This window comes from Mitsuokella jalaludinii DSM 13811 (genome assembly GCF_000702905.1).
GTDB classification, from domain to species: domain Bacteria; phylum Bacillota; class Negativicutes; order Selenomonadales; family Selenomonadaceae; genus Mitsuokella; species Mitsuokella jalaludinii.
In genome coordinates, this window is record NZ_JNKR01000020.1 from 16,773 (window position 1) to 33,319 (window position 16,547).

At 57.4% G+C, this 16,547-nt stretch carries 15 protein-coding genes; 13 read left to right on the top strand and 2 right to left on the bottom strand.

The genetic code is table 11. The features are described 5' to 3' along the window. The first annotated feature begins 33 nt into the window (after positions 1–33). Positions 34–1,383 carry an NCS1 family transporter gene (locus T518_RS09160; protein WP_036378424.1) on the top strand — a complete coding sequence of 450 codons (1,350 nt, stop codon included), beginning with the start codon at positions 34–36 and terminating at the stop codon, positions 1,381–1,383. Positions 1,384–1,412: 29 nt separating this feature from the next. Here the strand turns inward: T518_RS09160 and T518_RS09165 are convergent, their stop codons facing one another. Continuing rightward, positions 1,413–2,996: a PucR family transcriptional regulator gene (locus T518_RS09165; protein WP_036378425.1), complete on the bottom strand. Its 1,584-nt coding sequence runs from the start codon at positions 2,994–2,996 to the stop codon at positions 1,413–1,415. A gap of 355 nt (positions 2,997–3,351) precedes the next feature. Between T518_RS09165 and ylqF the strand changes: the two genes are divergently transcribed. The 12 genes from ylqF (at position 3,352) to T518_RS09225 (ending at position 16,249) form a co-directional block, all read left to right on the top strand. After that, positions 3,352–4,275, top strand: a complete 924-nt coding sequence (gene ylqF / locus T518_RS09170; protein WP_036378426.1) for a ribosome biogenesis GTPase YlqF — start codon at positions 3,352–3,354, stop codon at positions 4,273–4,275. Further along, positions 4,272–5,054 (top strand): ribonuclease HII, encoded by a 783-nt coding sequence (locus tag T518_RS09175; RefSeq protein WP_036378427.1) that lies wholly within the window; start codon positions 4,272–4,274, stop codon positions 5,052–5,054. The genes ylqF and T518_RS09175 overlap by 4 nt, the downstream gene beginning before the upstream one ends. Positions 5,055–5,160: 106 nt before the next feature. Continuing rightward, positions 5,161–5,517, top strand: coding sequence for a YraN family protein (locus tag T518_RS09180; RefSeq protein ID WP_036378428.1), 357 nt, complete (start codon positions 5,161–5,163; stop codon positions 5,515–5,517). Positions 5,518–5,594: 77 nt separating this feature from the next. After that, positions 5,595–7,127, top strand: a complete 1,533-nt coding sequence (locus T518_RS09185; protein ID WP_036378429.1) for a YifB family Mg chelatase-like AAA ATPase — start codon at positions 5,595–5,597, stop codon at positions 7,125–7,127. Between the two features lie 121 nt (positions 7,128–7,248). Then, positions 7,249–9,666 (top strand): replication restart helicase PriA, encoded by a 2,418-nt coding sequence (priA, locus tag T518_RS09190; RefSeq protein ID WP_036378430.1) that lies wholly within the window; start codon positions 7,249–7,251, stop codon positions 9,664–9,666. Between the two features lie 109 nt (positions 9,667–9,775). Beyond that, the gene (gatC, locus tag T518_RS09195) at positions 9,776–10,066 is read left to right on the top strand and encodes an Asp-tRNA(Asn)/Glu-tRNA(Gln) amidotransferase subunit GatC (protein WP_036378431.1); all 291 of its coding nucleotides are present in this window, start codon (positions 9,776–9,778) and stop codon (positions 10,064–10,066) included. Between the two features lie 14 nt (positions 10,067–10,080). After that, on the top strand, positions 10,081–11,550 hold the full coding sequence (gatA, locus tag T518_RS09200) for an Asp-tRNA(Asn)/Glu-tRNA(Gln) amidotransferase subunit GatA (protein ID WP_036378432.1): 1,470 nt from the start codon (positions 10,081–10,083) through the stop codon (positions 11,548–11,550). After that, positions 11,550–12,992: an Asp-tRNA(Asn)/Glu-tRNA(Gln) amidotransferase subunit GatB gene (gatB, locus tag T518_RS09205; RefSeq protein ID WP_036378433.1), complete on the top strand. Its 1,443-nt coding sequence runs from the start codon at positions 11,550–11,552 to the stop codon at positions 12,990–12,992. The genes gatA and gatB overlap by 1 nt, the downstream gene beginning before the upstream one ends. Before the next feature lie 71 nt (positions 12,993–13,063). Continuing rightward, complete coding sequence (locus T518_RS09210) at positions 13,064–13,729, top strand: HAD family hydrolase (RefSeq protein WP_036378434.1); 666 nt, start codon at positions 13,064–13,066, stop codon at positions 13,727–13,729. A 4-nt stretch (positions 13,730–13,733) separates the two neighbouring features. Continuing rightward, positions 13,734–15,104 carry a 23S rRNA (uracil(1939)-C(5))-methyltransferase RlmD gene (gene rlmD, locus T518_RS09215; RefSeq protein WP_036378435.1) on the top strand — a complete coding sequence of 457 codons (1,371 nt, stop codon included), beginning with the start codon at positions 13,734–13,736 and terminating at the stop codon, positions 15,102–15,104. Positions 15,105–15,449: 345 nt separating this feature from the next. Beyond that, on the top strand, positions 15,450–15,764 hold the full coding sequence (locus T518_RS09220; protein WP_036378436.1) for an ArsR/SmtB family transcription factor: 315 nt from the start codon (positions 15,450–15,452) through the stop codon (positions 15,762–15,764). 101 nt (positions 15,765–15,865) lie between these two features. Then, positions 15,866–16,249 carry a radical SAM protein gene (locus T518_RS09225; protein WP_211248203.1) on the top strand — a complete coding sequence of 128 codons (384 nt, stop codon included), beginning with the start codon at positions 15,866–15,868 and terminating at the stop codon, positions 16,247–16,249. A 138-nt stretch (positions 16,250–16,387) separates the two neighbouring features. On the opposite strand, the gene T518_RS11645 is transcribed toward T518_RS09225, so the two are convergent. Next, on the bottom strand, positions 16,388–16,547 hold a 160-nt coding region (locus T518_RS11645; RefSeq protein WP_155948064.1), incomplete at its 5' end, for a zinc ribbon domain-containing protein.

The following is a 16,547-nucleotide window of genomic DNA, read 5'->3' on the forward strand; positions in this document are numbered from 1 at the left end:
TACCATGAATTACCAGAAAAAGGAGTGGTCTCCATGTGTGTAGCGATAAACAAGGCAGTAGAAATCGATGAATCACTGCTGCCCAAGAAGCCGGAGGAACGGAAGCTCAATCCGTGGAACTATATGTCGATGTGGCTCGGAGATGGTGTAAATCTCGGTAATATGACTCTCGGTGGAAGTCTTGTCGTTGCGGGTACAGCCATGATGAATATCTACCAGACACTGGCGGCGGCGTTCATTGCCATTGCAATCATATCCGTGATTTTTTCTCTGAATGATAGTTTTGGCTATAAGACAGGAATCCCGTATGTCATGCAGCTCCGCATGTCCTTCGGTGCCAAAGGCAGCATCATCTCATCACTGCTCCGCGGCATCCCTGCCATCGTATGGTATGGTTTCCAGAGCTGGATTGGTGCAACGGCATTGAATGAGATACTGAAGATTGTTGCTGGCATCGATCAGCAATTCATGTGCTTCATCGTCATGCAAGCTGTGCAGATTGTCCTCTCTTTCTTTGGTTTCAAGGCCATCAAATGGGTAGAATCGATTATCTCGGTTGTCATTATGCTGGCACTGCTCTATGTCTTCTATATCCTTCTATCTCAGCATAGTGCAGAAATCGTCAGTACGTGGGTTGATGCGGAAGGAACCTGGGGAATTGAATTCTTTGGCTTCATCATGGCATTCATGGGTAACTATGCGGCAATTTTTCTTTCTGCTGCGGATTATTCACGCGAACTGGAACCTGGCATCAGCCATGGAAAACGCGGCTTGCTGTATTTCTGTCCGATTGCTCTGGCTTATGGAACCGTCCTCTGCATCGGCGCTATGCTCGCATCGGTAACGGGGATTTCCAACCCAGCAAAGGCCATTCCGATGGTCGTTAATAATCCGTCAATCAGTGTATTCATTTCCGCATTCATCGTCATGGGTGCTGTCGCTGTAAATATGGTTGCCAATATCGTGCCGCCTACCTATGTCACGGTTCTCCTGACGAAGGTACACTATCGTGTGGCAGTTGTCATTACCGGCGTGCTTGCTGTCTGCAGCTGTCCGTGGATCTTGGTGCAGGATTCTTCAGCTATGGGGCTGACCTACTTCATCCTCATCTATTCCGCATTCCTCGGTCCAATTGTTGCCATACTCTTGATTGAGTATTACATTCTGCGTAAGCAAGAAATTGATATTGCGACGATTTATTCCTCAGAAGAATCTATGCCGGGGTACAATAAAGCCGCTATCCTTGCCATGTTCCTAGGAGCTATCGCCGCTTTCCTAGAGGTCAAGCTGGCATGGTGCCTCGGATTTTTTATCGGGGGTATAGCGTATTACTTCCTCATGAAATATACTTCTCTTGGTGCAGGATTCCGCACGGACATATGAACCTATGAAATAAAAGAATCCACTGGAGTTTACTGTTGGATATCGAGAGCGAGAAGAGCAAGGTAAATCAGATGATTTTCTTCTGCGTTGTCAAACTGGATGTCCAGCAGTTCTTTTATTTTCTCGATGTGGTTGATGGTTGTATTCCGGTGCAGATACATCGACTTTGCTGCCAGGCTGGCATTGTAGTTCGCATTTAGGTAAGCACGGAGTGTTCCTATTAAATTGGTATGATGCTCATGATCATATTGGATGACAGGTTCTAGGAAATTGTGAATCAGGATAGACTGATTTTGGGGGTGATTAGCTATCATCAGAGCAGGGAGAAGATGCAGGTATGAGCGGATTGAACCAAGATTTTTGGTATTGGTATTCAGTGCTGTCAGGCTTTCCTCTAAGGACTGGCGAATCGATGCTATGCTGTTATGGCAGCTGCTGATACCGATGGGGATAGGAGGATCTGCATAGGGTTTCCATTTTTTCATCAGTTCTCGTGCGAGTTGGCGTACTGTATGCAGTGCTTTGAGAGGATGGCAATCCGTAGGGAATAAGAAAAAGCAACAGAATATGTTATTGTTCGTGCAGATGAAAGGAGTAGAGAATCCTGCCGCTGTTTGCAGGACATCCTGCTTCATTTTGGACATCATATCATTGGAAAGCTCTTTTAGCGCTGGCAGCTTGGTTGTTAGGCAAATCCATGATTTGTGGAAATCAAATCCGTAAAAGAGGCATAGATTCTTGATCTCCTGTTCGGTCAGTGTCTGTTTCTGCATGACTGCACGCAGAAAGAAAGACGAATGATGTTCGCGATTCTGAAGGCTGAAGTTCTGTTGCTCGAAAGCGAGCGCTAATAGTCTTAAGATACATTGCCAGAAATCTTCTGGAGGAATCATCTGTTCTTTTTTATAAAAAATCAGAAGTCTCCCCATCTGGTTGGGAAGATCCATGATCTGCATTTTGTGTGCGGCGTCTTTCAGCATTAGTTTTTCTATGGCAGGGATACCTTGGCTGTAAGCATTTTCCATGATTCGCTGAAACCACTCATCATCTGGAAGCGTATTTGTTGGAGCAATAGAACAGAGTGGCATTTCTTGTTCATCGACCAGGCTTACCGGCATTTCCAAGAAGTCAGCGAGTTCCTGTAACAGGTCATCCCAAGAGGAACGGTTGAGTACATCATCCATGAAATTTTGGATAAATTCTTGCCGTGCAATCGGCAGAGCATGCGCTTCGATATCCAGCTGATTGAAAACAACCTGAGAAATGGTAGAAAAGCCGTAGAAGAAAGGCAACTCGATGATCGGGAAGTCGAGTTTTGCCGCTTCGTCCAGGATGGCTTCTGGAATTGACCGAAAGTAACGACGAATCTTGATAGCAAGTGCAGCGCATCCGAATTCTTTCAGGTCGCGGACAATACTGCGCTGCAATTCTGGGTTGCCCAAAAATATAAAGCCTGTCGTTAAAATCAACTCATCCTTCTTGAACCACTTGCTGACATCTGGATTATCCAAAACATTCACGCTTTGAATGGGGCTATTGATGTGACTGAAACTAGTGAGTAAGCGCAGATTACTCAAGCCGCTATCCTTTAGCAGCCATTTGATTGTTGGCATAGAACCCCTCCTCTTAGAAGATGAAAATTTTGTATAAATATACCAGCGGTCCGTCCTTACCTTGTTTATCATCAGTATAGGGCATGAAGTATGTTCGTGCAATACCGATTTGTACAAATGGTTTTACACTCGCTGGACTCTTGGCGTCAGACTGATGACAATGTGACGAAAAAAGATATTAGGGCGGGCGCCCCTGTACTGCCTTGACTTTACAAGGCGCAAGAAGTCCGATACAATAAAGACAGCTGTACAAGTTGGTACAGCTGTCTTTCTCTATTATAAGGAAATACCTCTCGGTTGATGAGAAAATGGGCTTGCCCACCATGGGGCAGATTTTGGAGGAATAAGGATACAGATGGATAAAGAAACAAGAAATGACCTGCCGGGAATCCAGTGGTTCCCTGGCCATATGAAGAAGGCGCAGCGGCTCATCGAGGAGAACCTCAAGCTCGTCGATGTTGTCATCGAGCTGCTCGATGCGCGCATCCCGGCGAGCAGTGCCAACCCGATGCTCGCCGAGATCATCAAGGGCAAGCCAAGGCTCATCGCGCTCAACAAGTCGGACCTCGCGGATGCGGCGAGCACGAAGCGCTGGCTCGCGTATTTCCGCGCGCAGGGCATCCCGGCGGTCGCGATTGACTCGGTCAAGGGCCGCGGCATGAAGCAGCTTGTCGCGAAGGCGGAGGAACTCGCGCGACCGAAGACGGACCGTTTCGTCAAGAACGGCGGTCGGCCGCGCGCGGCGCGCTGCATGATCCTCGGCATCCCGAACGTCGGCAAGTCGTCCCTCATCAACCGCCTGGCCGGCGCGGTCAAGGCGAAGGCAGCCGATAAGCCGGGTGTCACGCGCGCGAAGCAGTGGATCAAGATCGGCGCTGCGCTCGACCTGCTCGACACGCCGGGCATCCTCTGGCCGAAGTTCGAGGACCAGACGGTCGGACTGAAGCTTGCGTTCACGGGTGCCATCAACGACGACATCTACGACCGCGAGCAGGTCACGGCGCTCCTGCTCTCTGTCATGCGCCGCGATTATCCGGAGCGCCTGCAGGAGCGCTTCAAGTTCAAGGGGGATATGCCGGAAGATGGCATCGAGCTTTTAGAGGCCATCGGCCGCAAGCGCGGCTGCCTCGTCAAGGGCGGCGTCGTCGACCTCGAGAAGGCGCAGAACATCGTCCTGACAGAGTTCCGCAGCGGCAAGCTCGGTCTCGTCACGCTCGATGAGGTCCCCCAGTCTGCCTCGACGGAAGCTGCTGATGAGAAGCGGGGGGATGAGGCATGAAGGCCGTCGCAGACTGCACGATAAAGGAACTCGAGGCGGCCTTTGCCGCTGGCGCGGTCAGCGAGGAATTCCTCGCCGCCTGCCGCGCGGATACGCGCAAGGCTGCGGCCCGCCTCGTGCGCCGCTACGAGAAGGCACAGGCGGAGCACGAACGATTGCTGAAGCTCTACGCCTACGAGCATGCGGCTTGGGCGCGCGGCCACGAGATCGTGGCGGGCGTCGACGAGGCGGGCCGCGGTCCGCTCGCCGGTCCTGTCTCGGTGGCGGCCGTCATCCTGCCACACGACCTCTGCTTGCCGAAGCTCAATGACTCGAAGAAGATCTCGGCCAAGGTCCGCGAGGAGCTCTTCGATGAGATCCAGGAGAAGGCTATCGCCGTCGGCACAGCGCTCATTGACGCGCAGACAATCGACCGCGTCAACATCTACCAGGCGACGATCAACGGCATGTACGAGGCTATCTTCTCGCTGCGGCCGGAGCCGCAGGAAGTCCTCATCGATGCCGTGCCGCTCGACAGGCTGCCGATGCCCTCAGAGTCCATCATCAAGGGCGACGCGAAGTCCGCTTCGATAGCGGCGGCCTCAATCATCGCCAAGGTCACGCGTGACCGCCTCATGGACGAGTACGACAAGGTCTATCCGGAGTACGGCTTCGCGCAGCACAAGGGATACGGCACGGCGCAGCACATCGAGGCGCTCAAGAAGTACGGTCCGTGCCCGATTCACCGCCGCTCCTTCGAGCCAGTACGTTCGCTCTCCTACGACTTCGACGGAATCTGACTGCAGGTATCGGACTGCTTTGCAGGATGCTTGACTCTTTCTCGCTCAGCCCCTATAATGAAACTATACGAATCGTTTGAAAATTACAGGGAATGTGGAGAGAATCATGGACACGACGAAACTTGGCCGTCAGGGCGAAGAGGCCGCGGCCGTCTTTCTCAAGGAGGCTGGCTACGAGATTCTTGCGCGCAATTTTCGCACGCCGCGCGGGGAAATCGACATCGTGGCCGGCACTGGGCAGACCGTGGCCTTCATTGAAGTCAAGACGCGGCGCACGAGGCGCTTCGGTCGGCCAGCGGCCGCTGTCGATTACCGGAAACAACAGAAAATCATCCAGTCTGCGCGCTGGTTCTTGCGGCAGAGACATCTCGACGGTTGTCTCTGTCGTTTTGATGTCATTGAGGTCTGCGTCGCAGGGGAGCGCTGGGAAATCCATCACCTGCCCGGCGCGTTTGAGACGTGAGCATTTTGCAGGCTACCTGCCTTCTCGAGCGGAAAAGCAGAACGGCAGGCGAGTCGTAGAGATTGGGGGGATTGCGATTGTTTGCAAGATCATTTGGCGGCACGACGATGGGCGTCGACGGGCTCATCATCGCCGTGGAAGTCGATTCGGCGGCGGGACTGCCTGCCTTTGATATCGTCGGGCTGCCAGACACGGCGGTGCGTGAGTCGAAGGAGCGCGTGCGCACGGCCATCCGCAACTCCGGCATTCAGCTGCGTCAGGAGAAGGTCACGATAAATCTCGCGCCGGCCGGCATCCGCAAGGACAGTCCCGGCCTCGACCTGCCAATCGCCATCGGCCTCCTCGCAGCGTACGGCGTTGTGCCGCAGGACTCAATCAAGACGTCGTTCTTTGCAGCAGAGCTCTCCTTGGAAGGGGAGTGCCGCGCAGTGCACGGCATCCTGCCGATGGTCATCGCCGCGCGAGAGAAGGGGCTGACGTCCGTCTTTGTTGCGCGCGGCAATGCCAACGAGGCGCTGCTCGTCGAGGGCATCACGGTCTATGTGCTCGACCGGCTCAATGAGGTCGTGCAGTTCCTCAATGGGCAGGAAGCGCTTGCGCCGGCTGTGCCGTCGGAGGCAGAGGAGCGGCCTGTACTCTGCGATGACTTCGCTGATGTGCAGGGGCAGTTCCAGGCAAAAAGGGCGCTCGAGATTGCGGCGGCGGGCGGTCACAACCTGCTGATGATCGGCGTGCCGGGCTCCGGCAAGACGATGCTCGCACGCCGTTTGAGTTCCATCCTGCCGCGCCTCTCGCGCGAGGAGGCGCTCGAGGTCACGAAAATCTACAGCATCGCGGGTCTTTTGCCGCAGGGCGGCGGCCTTGTGCAGGAGCGCCCGTTCCGCAGCCCGCACCACACGACGTCGATGGTCGCGATGATCGGCGGCGGCAGTGTGCCGCGTCCCGGCGAGGTCACGCTCGCGCATCACGGTGTCTTGTTCCTCGACGAGCTGCCGGAATTCTCGAAGGCGACGCTTGAGGTCCTGCGGCAGCCGTTGGAGGACCGGGCTGTGACAATCTCGCGCGTCCACGCGACGCTGACGTTCCCGTCGAGCATGATCCTGATCTGCGCGATGAATCCCTGTCCGTGCGGCTACTACGGCGATGAGTCGGGCGGCCGGACGTGTGAGTGCACGCCGAGCGAGATCCGCCGCTACACGCGCAAGATATCAGGGCCGCTGCTCGACCGCATCGACATCCACATCCGCGTGCCGCGCGTCGCCTATCAGGAACTGACCTCGAAGCGGCGCGCTGAGTCGTCTGAGACGATACGAGGCCGCGTGGAGCAGGCAAGGCAGCGCCAGCTCGCGCGCCTACATCCGTTTGGCCGCTTCTGCAATGCCCAGATGAACCACACCATCCTGCAGCGTGTGTGTCCGCTCACGGACGAGGCACAGTCGCTTTTAGAGCTGGCCTTCCGCCGCATGAACTTATCGGCCCGCTCTTACGACAGGATCATCAAGGTCGCGCGCACGATTGCGGACCTCGACGGGGCACCGGAGGAGATTGCAGCCAAGCACATCGCCGAGGCCGTCCAGCTGCGCAGCGACATCGGCCTTTCAGTGGAGTGAACGGCAGGGCGATAGCGAGGCAGCTCCTTTGACCAGATGGCAGGCGACAGGATATAATGGAAGGCATCACGATTCAGACACAATCCAGAAGACAAGATCCAGAAAGGAAGAAAAGAGACGGATGAAGACAGCCGATGTTTTTGTGAATATCCCCGTCAAGAGCATTGCGCGGGCCTATACGTACCGCGTGCCGCAGGAACTCGCCAAGATCGAGGCGGGCTGGCGCGTATTCGTGCCGTTCGGCAGCCGCAAGGTCGAGGGCTTCGTCGTCGAGACGCATGAGCTCGCAGAAGCGCCGGAGAAGATCAAGCTCAAGGACATCATCGCCGCCGTCGATGAGGAGTGCTGGTTCTCGCCGCAGATGATCGAGATCGCGCGCTGGCTCTCGGAGTTCTATCTCTGCTCGCTGGCCGAGATCATGAGGCTCTTCATGCCGGGCAAGAGCGGCCTGCGCATCACGGTACTTTACGAAGCGGACGAGAGCCAGCAGGACCACATGCTGCTCGCGATGCCGGGCTGCCGCGCTATCTACGACTACTTGCGCCGCGAGGGGCCGCAGAAGAAGGCAGCGATTGCCAAGGCGCTGCCCGAGTGGCAGGCGGATGTGGCTGACTTTCTCGAGAAGATGCAGAAGTACCACATCGTCCGCAAGGTCTACGAGGCGCAGAAGCGCGACGCGGCCCAGTACGAGAAATTCGTCGCGCTCTGCGGTGAGGTCACGCCGCAGCTCCTGGAAGGCTATCGGCGCAAGAAGGCGCAGGCACATCTCCTGAAACTCTTGCAGGAGACGCCGGAGATACCGCTCGCGTCATTGAAGGCGCAGCACGTCAGTCTGGCGACTGTCCACAATCTGGAGGCGGCTGGTCTCGCCGCCATTCGCCGCCGCCGCGTGCTGCGCGACAGCTATCGTGACGCCAAGGCGACGCGCAGCGCGATTGAGCTGACGGATGACCAGCGCCAGGTCGTCGCACGCGTCTACCCGGCCATCGATGCCGCGCGCTATCAGGGATTCCTCTTGAAGGGCGTCACGGGCAGCGGTAAGACACAGGTCTACATCGAGCTCGCTGAGCGCGTGCGCGCGGCCGGCCGCCGCGTCATCGTGCTCGTGCCGGAAATCGCGCTGACGGGACAGGTCGTCATGGCCTTCAAGGCGTACTTTCCCGATGATCTCGTCGTCATGCACAGCCGCCTGAGCCTCGCGGAGCGCAACGACGCCATCCTGCGCGTGCGCCGCAATGAGGCGGGCATCATCATCGGCGCGCGCTCGGCGCTCTTCACGCCGGCCGATGACATCGGCCTCGTCATCCTCGACGAGGAACAAGACATGAGCTACAAGCAGGACGAGTCGCCGCGCTACCACGCGCGCGTCGTCGCCGAGAAGATTGCGCGCGTCCACGGGGCCGTGCTACTCCTGGGCAGTGCGACACCGTCGCTCGAGTCGTACTTCCGCGCGGCACAGAGGGAGCTCACGCTGCTCGTCATGCCGCGGCGCATCGGCGACATCCCGCTGCCCATCATCCATTGCGTCGACATGCGCGAGGAGCTGCGCATGGGCAACCGCCACATCATCTCGCGCTCGCTGCAGGAGCTCATCGAGCACACCATCGCGCAGCACCAGCAGGTCATCATCATGCTCAACCGGCGCGGCTTCTCGACGTTTGTCATGTGCCGCTCGTGTGGCGAGGTCATCCGCTGCCGCCACTGCGGCCTGCCGCTCGTCTACCACCGCAGCGGCCAACTCAAGTGCCATCACTGCGATGTGCAGGAGCCAGTGCCCGATGTCTGTCCGAAGTGCGGCAGCCGCTACATCAAGTACTTCGGCTCGGGCACGGAGAAGCTCGAACAGGAACTGCGGCAGCTCGTGCCGTCCGCGCGCGTCATCCGCATGGACCGCGACACGACGACGACGAAATTCGCCCATCAGGAGATCCTCGAGAGCTTCCGGCGCGGCGAGTACGACATCCTGCTCGGCACACAGATGGTCGCCAAGGGGCACGATATCCCAAATGTCACGGCCGTCGGTATCATCAGCGCCGACTCAAGCCTCAACATGCCGGATTTCCGCGCGGCAGAGCGCTGCTTCATGCTGATCACGCAGACGGCGGGGCGCGCCGGGCGTCACGAGACGCGCGGCCAGGTCGTCATTCAGACCTACAATCCCACGCACTACGCCGTGACCTGCGGCATCCGGCAGGACTACGAGGGCTTCTTTCACAAGGAGATTGCCCTCCGTCAGGAACTCTTCTACCCGCCATACAGCCGCCTCGTCAAGCTGCTCTACCAGGACGCGTCGGAGGAGAAGGCGAGGGCGAATGCCACCGCGCTCGTCAAGGCGTTCGAGCTCGCTTTCGCAGGACGCGAGGGCCATCAGGTCATCGGCCCTGCGCCCGCGCTCATCGCCTGCTTCCGCGGCGTCTACCGTTTCGTCGTGCTCATCAAGACGGCCAATCTTTCAGCCGTGCACGACTTCCTCAAGGAGCAGGGGCTCCACCTGCGCGCCGATGTCGCCATCGACATCGACCCCATCACGATGTTTTGAGCCGCCCTATACGGGCGGTTCTCTTTTTTGCTGCCCCAGAATGTGCTATAATAAAAAGGTGTTTTTCAGCACGAGCATGAACATGCAATTTGATTTGGATGGTGAAAATATGAAAGTAACGAAAGAAGACCTGGAGAACGTTGCGGTCCTCTCCCGCCTCTCGGTGCCGGAGGGCAAAGCTGAGACCTACATCCAGCAGATGGACTCGATCCTGACGTACATGGACAATCTTTCCAAAGTCGATACGGACAATGTCAAGCCAACGACGTACGCGCTGCCGATGCAGAACGTCTTCCGCGAGGATGTCGTCAAGCCGTCGCTGCCGCGCGAGGAAGCGCTCGCGAATGCGCCGCTGCAGGAAGACGGCTATTTCAAGGTGCCGAAGGTACTTGAGGACTGACGGAGGGAACGATTGTGAGATTATACGATAAACCGGCGCATGTCCTGCACGACATGCTCGTCAACAAGGAAATCACTTCGGTCGAGCTGACGCAGGACGTGCTCAGCCGCATCGATGAGGTCGAGGGCGATGTCGAGGCGTACCTGACGATCACGCGCGCGGAGGCTCTTGCACAGGCAGAGGCCGTCGACAAGAAAATCGCGGCAGGGGAGAAGATCTCCTTCCTCGAGGGCATCCCGGGGGCCATCAAGGACAACATCTGCACGAAGGGCGTCAAGACGACTTGCGCCTCGAAGATCCTTGAGCACTTCGTGCCGCCGTACGACGCGACGGTCATGACGAAGATCAAGGCTGAGAATCCTGTCATCCTCGGCAAGGTCAACATGGATGAGTTCGCCATGGGCGGCTCGACAGAGAACTCCGCCTACCATGTGACGCACAACCCGTGGAACCTCGACTGCGTGCCGGGCGGCTCTTCGGGCGGCAGTGCCGCAGCCGTCGCCGCTGGCACGGCCATCTGGGCACTCGGCTCCGATACGGGCGGATCCATCCGTCAGCCGGCTTCCTTCTGCGGCGTCGTCGGCATGAAGCCGACGTATGGCCGCGTCTCGCGCTACGGTCTCGTCGCCTATGCGTCCTCGCTCGATCAGATCGGCCCGCTGACACGCGATGTCACCGACTGCGCGAACATCCTCAATATCATCGCCGGCCACGACGAGATGGACTCCACGTCGAGCGCAGCAGAGGTGCCCGATTACACGAAGGCGCTCGTCGAAGATGTCAAGGGCCTCAAGATCGGCCTGCCGAAGGAGTACTTCGTCGAGGGTATGGACCCGGAGGTCGAGCAGGCTGTCCGCACGGCCATCAAGAAGTACGAGGAACTCGGCGCAGAAGTCGTCGAGATCTCCCTGCCGCACACGGAGTACGCGATCTCCACGTACTACCTCATCGCGCCGGCTGAGGCCGCGACGAACCTCGAGCGCTACGATGGTGTCAGCTACGGCGAGCGCGTCGACGGCGAGGACCTCGTCCAGATGATGACGAACACGCGCGACGAGAAGTTCGGCGAGGAAGTCAAGCGCCGCATCATGATCGGCAACTACGCGCTCTCCGCCGGCTACTATGACGCCTACTACCTCAAGGCACTCAAGGTCCGCACGCTCGTCCAGCAGGACTACACGGAAGCCTTCAAGAAAGTCGATGTCATCATGGCGCCGACGGCTCCGACGCCGGCCTTCAAGATCGGCGAGATGATTGCAGACCCGCTGCAGATGTACCTGCAGGATGTCTGCACCGTCCCCTTGAACCTCGCCGGCCTGCCGGGCATCTCCATCCCGTGCGGCAAGAGCAGCAAGGGCCTGCCCATCGGCCTGCAGATCATCGGCAAGCCGCTCGCGGAGGAGACACTGATCCGCACGGCCTACACGTATGAGCAGATCCAGGACTACCACAAGCAGATGCCTGAGCTGGGAGGGAACCACTGATGAAATACGAAGCAGTCATTGGCCTTGAGATCCACTGCGAGCTCAAGACGAAAACGAAGATCTTCTGCGGCTGTGCTACGGGCTTCGGCGCAGAGCAGAACACGCATGTCTGCCCGGTCTGCCTCGGCCTGCCGGGCGTTCTGCCGACGGTCAACAAGCGCGTCGTCGAGTTCGGCATCAAGGCCGGCCTCGCGACGAACTGTACGATCAACAAGTACAGCAAGTTCGACCGCAAGAACTACTATTACCCGGACCTGCCGAAGAACTGGCAGACGTCCCAGTACGACCTGCCGATCGCTGAGCACGGCTGGGTCGATATCGACGTCGACGGTGAGAAGAAGCGCATCCGCCTGACGCGCATCCACATGGAGGAAGACGCCGGCAAGCTCGTCCACTCCGGCACGACCATCAAGGACTCCGCGACGAGCAACGTCGACTACAACCGCACGGGTGTGCCACTCCTCGAGATCGTCTCCGAGCCAGACCTGCGTTCTGCGGAAGAGGCTCGCGCCTACATGGAGAAGATCAAGGCCATCATGGAGTACATCGACGTCTCGAACTGCCGCATGGAAGAGGGCAACCTGCGCGCCGACATCAACGTCTCCCTGCGCCCGGTCGGCACGAAAGAGCTCGGTACCCGCACGGAGATGAAGAACATCAATTCCTTCAAGAACCTCGAGGACGCCATCAACTACGAGATCGAGCGCCAGGAAGACGTGCTCGAGGACGGCGGCCACGTCGTCCAGGAGACGCGCACGTTCGACCCGGCCCGCGGCATCACGCTCTCGATGCGCAGCAAAGAGAACGCCCACGACTACCGCTACATGCCGGAGCCGGACCTGCCGCCAATCGTCACGAGTGAGGAGACGATCGAGAAGTACCGCAGCGAGCTGCCGGAACTGCCGGATGCACGCCGCGCCCGCCTCGAGAAAGAGTACGGCCTGTCCGACTACGACGCCGGCATCATCACGAGCTCGCGCGCCATGGCCGAGTACTTTGACTCCGTCGTCGCGACGGGCGCTGACCCGAAGCTCGCGGCCAACTGGATCATGGGCGACCTCGCCAAGAACCTCAACGAGGACGGCATCGACATCACGAAGTCCCCGGTAAGCGCAGAGCGCCTCGGCAAGATGATCGGCCTCATCATGAAGGACACGATCTCCGGCAAGATCGCCAAGAAGGTCTTCAAGGAGATGTGGACGAACGAGGATGATCCGGAGAAGATCGTCAAGGACAAGGGCCTCGTCCAGATCACGGACACGGGCGCCATCGAGGCGGCCGTCGACGCGGCCATCGCGGCGAACCCGAAGGCCGTCGCCGAGTACAAGGGCGGCAAGAAGAAAGCCATCGGCGCCCTCGTCGGCCAGGTCATGAAGGCCACGCGCGGCAAGGCAAACCCGCAGATGGTCAACAAGATGCTCGCCGAAAAGCTCGCCGACTAAAACAGGATACTGGAAGTACAAAAGCCTTCCCGACTGGGAAGGCTTTTGATAAAAAGAAAGGAAGAGTCATCATGCAATACAGAGCTGCCATCTTCGACCTTGACGGCACGCTTGTCGACACGCTCGAAGACCTGGCCATCAGTGTCAACGAAATGCTCGAGTCCTACGGATTCCCGACGCATCCTCTTGATGAATACCGCTATTACCTTGGCAACGGCTCCAAGAAGCTCATTGAGCGCACCCTGCCGAAGGAGAAGGCCGCCGATGAGGCCTTTGTCATCGAGGCGATGAAGCGCTATCAGGCCATCTACGAGCACCACCGCGACCACACAGGGCCGTTCCCGGGCATCCAGGCGATGCTCGACGCGCTCAAGGCCAAGGGCATCCCGATGGGCGTCTGCACCAACAAGCACCAGCAGGCGGCCGACGAGATCATCGGCGGTATGTTCCCCGCGGGAACGTTCACGACCGTCATGGGTGACCGCCCCGGTCTTCCCATCAAGCCAGATCCGAAGAAGGTCCTCATGATGGCCAAGGAATACGGCGTAAAGCCCGAAGAGGTCGCCTACTTCGGCGACACGAGCGTCGACATGGACACGGCCGTCAACGCCGGCTTCCTGCCGGTTGGTGTGCTCTGGGGCTTCCGTCCCGAGAAAGAGCTTCTCGAGCACGGCGCCAAGGTCATCCTCGCTAACCCAGCGGAACTCTTCGAGAAATTGACATTTGCAAAAGGATAATATCATGAAACACAAAGTTCCCGTCGAAAAAGGAAAATCATATGAGATCGAGATCCGCACGCTCGGCACGAGCGGCGAAGGGGTAGGGCGCTACGAAGACTTCACAGTCTTCGTGCCGGGAGCCCTGCCGGGTGAATCCGTGCAGGCTGCCATTGATGAGGTCAAAAAGACGTATGCCAAGGGCCATCTCATCAAGGTCTTGCGCGCCAGCCGTGACCGTGTTGTGCCAGCCTGCCCAATCTACGAGCAGTGCGGCGGCTGCCAGCTCCAGCACCTCGACTACATGGCACAGCTCAAGGCCAAGCGCCAGCAGGTCATCGACGCCGTCACGCGCATCGGCGGCCAGAAAGACCTCTTCGTCGAGCCGACCATCGGCGCGGAGAGCCCGTGGAACTACCGCAACAAGATGCAGTTCCCGATTGGGCGCGTCAAGGGAAAGACCGTCATTGGCTGCTTTGCGCAGGGATCACATGAGATCATCGACACACACGACTGCCACATCCAGAAGGAAGGCAACAATGAGATCGTCAACGCCGTGCGCGAGATCATCACCGAACTGCGCATCCCGGTCTACAATGAGGACCGCCACACCGGCGTCCTGCGCCATGTCGTCGGCCGCGTCGGCGAGAACGGCGAGCTCATGGTCGTCATCGTCACTGCCACCAAGCAGCTGCCGCGCGAGAAGGAGTTCGTCAAGGCCCTGCGCAAGCGCCTGCCGCATGTCGTCAGCATCCATCAGAACATCCAGACGTATCGCAACAACGTCATCATGGGCCGCGAGACGAATCTGCTCTGGGGCAAGCCGACCATCCTCGACCGCATCGGCCGCCTGACCTTCCACATCTCGCCGCGGTCCTTCTTCCAGGTCAACACAAAGCAGGCGGAAGTCCTCTACAACAAGGCCCTGGAATTCGCAAACCTCAAGGGAGAAGAGACCGTCATCGATGCCTACTGCGGCACTGGTACGATCACCCTGTTCCTCGCGCAGAAGGCCCGCGAGGTCTACGGCATCGAGATTGTCAAGCCGGCCATCCTCGACGCACAGAAGAACGCCCGCGACAACAATGTCCGCAACGCCGAGTTCATCGTCGGCGATGCGACAGAAGTCATGCCGCGCCTCTACAAGCAGGGCGTGCGCGCCGATGTCGTCGTCGTCGACCCGCCGCGCGCCGGCTGCACGGAGACCGTCCTCAAGACCTTCGCCAACATGCACCCCGACCGCATCGTCTACGTTTCCTGCAATCCCGCCAGCCTCGCCCGCGATATCGCCATCCTCGAGCCCCTCGGCTACAAGGCCGAAAAAGTCCAGCCCGTCGACATGTTCCCGATGACTTCGCACGTTGAGACGGTCTGTCTCCTGTCAAGGCAAAAGTAAATATGGGGCTCAATAAGCCGGCGAATTGTCAAGCTAAGTGCAACACCTTTGAGAAATAGACCTCATATGGTGTTTTGTAGCCGCTTCCCAGTGGCCACGGACGGAACGGTTCGCTGCACTGGCAGGACGCTCTTCGATGGGAGGCGATATGACGAACTTGCCACGATGTTCTTCGTTGCCTTTCTTGTGACGCCGTTTCCCATGAGGCCGTAGTTTCCGAAATCTCATCAGCGATGGCATTGTATGGCTCTGATGTGGCGGTTGATAGAGTAAATATTTCTCTATCAGCCGTTTTTTTTTGCTTATAAGCATTGACATATCGCGAAAGATGGATATAATAAATGTATGGATAAGATTGAAATTTTTAAAGCACTATCAAATGAAACACGGCTCAGTATTATTGAGTGGTTGAAGGAACCGGAGAAAAACTTTCCGCCGCAGGGAGGACATTTTGATGATGGGGTGGATCTAAAAGGCGGTGTGTGTGTTGGAAGCATCCGCGACAAAGCCGGGATATCACAGTCAACCGTATCTCATTACCTAGATATGCTGCAAAAAGCAGGCTTGCTTCTTTCCGAAAGGCGCGGAAAGTGGACATATTACAGACGGAATGAAGAGACCCTCGCTGCGCTGGCAGACTACTTCAGTCACGAAATTTAAGTTGTGTATGGATTAGACGGGATGAAGATCCCGTTTAATTTAAACCATTATATATCGACAAAGTGAGATATAAGGACATATAGAAACGAGGAGGAATTCGTATGCATTTTTCATGTGGAATCGTCAGACCGCCTTATGAGGCTGGTTCCTGTTTTTTACAAGTAACGTCGAGTTGTTCGCATAATAAGTGCCGCTTTTGCACCTTTTACAAGGAAGCACCTTTTTCCGTATCTCCGGAGAGTGAGATACGGGAGGATCTTCAGGAGATCCGGGATTCCGGATGGAAGGTAAAGCGTATTTTTCTGCAGGGGGCAGATCCGTTCCTGCTGAGCTACGACAGGCTTAAAAGAATCATGGACCTGATAAAAGAATACCTGCCCTGGGGTGTTTCCGTCGGCGGATATGGCCGGGTGGATAGTGTAAGGAACAAGTCTGTAGGTGAGCTGAAGTCGGTCAACTACCCGCGACTGAAGTCGCGAGCTTGAGGGAATCTTTCGATACCTCAATTTGCTTAGATAGGCCAGGCTTACTGCATTCGCAGTCTTGCGAGGTACAGCAGAGGTCCGGTAATTACCAAAGCCATTAGCGTCCGCAAGTTGCCAAACGGACAAGATAGGTTTGCATCAATGCATGGATACGAGCTTTGCTTTGGCTCGCGCTAGGATGTTTTTGGCCGCATTCACGTCGCGAATGTGGTGTATCCCACATTTCGGGCAGATCCACTCGCGGTCCTTGAGCGTCAGTTTCTCTTTGCCGCTCATGATATGGCCACAAGCGTGGCAG

Coding starts and splice junctions, on each gene's coding strand:
- T518_RS09225 (WP_211248203.1), top strand. CDS start 15,866: ATGCATTTTTCATGTGGAATCGTCAGACCGCCTTATGAGGCTGGTTCC.
- T518_RS09220 (WP_036378436.1), top strand. CDS start 15,450: ATGGATAAGATTGAAATTTTTAAAGCACTATCAAATGAAACACGGCTC.
- ylqF (WP_036378426.1), top strand. CDS start 3,352: ATGGATAAAGAAACAAGAAATGACCTGCCGGGAATCCAGTGGTTCCCT.
- T518_RS09180 (WP_036378428.1), top strand. CDS start 5,161: ATGGACACGACGAAACTTGGCCGTCAGGGCGAAGAGGCCGCGGCCGTC.
- T518_RS09175 (WP_036378427.1), top strand. CDS start 4,272: ATGAAGGCCGTCGCAGACTGCACGATAAAGGAACTCGAGGCGGCCTTT.
- T518_RS09160 (WP_036378424.1), top strand. CDS start 34: ATGTGTGTAGCGATAAACAAGGCAGTAGAAATCGATGAATCACTGCTG.
- T518_RS09210 (WP_036378434.1), top strand. CDS start 13,064: ATGCAATACAGAGCTGCCATCTTCGACCTTGACGGCACGCTTGTCGAC.
- T518_RS09165 (WP_036378425.1), bottom strand. CDS start 2,996: ATGCCAACAATCAAATGGCTGCTAAAGGATAGCGGCTTGAGTAATCTG.
- priA (WP_036378430.1), top strand. CDS start 7,249: ATGAAGACAGCCGATGTTTTTGTGAATATCCCCGTCAAGAGCATTGCG.
- gatB (WP_036378433.1), top strand. CDS start 11,550: ATGAAATACGAAGCAGTCATTGGCCTTGAGATCCACTGCGAGCTCAAG.
- gatC (WP_036378431.1), top strand. CDS start 9,776: ATGAAAGTAACGAAAGAAGACCTGGAGAACGTTGCGGTCCTCTCCCGC.
- rlmD (WP_036378435.1), top strand. CDS start 13,734: ATGAAACACAAAGTTCCCGTCGAAAAAGGAAAATCATATGAGATCGAG.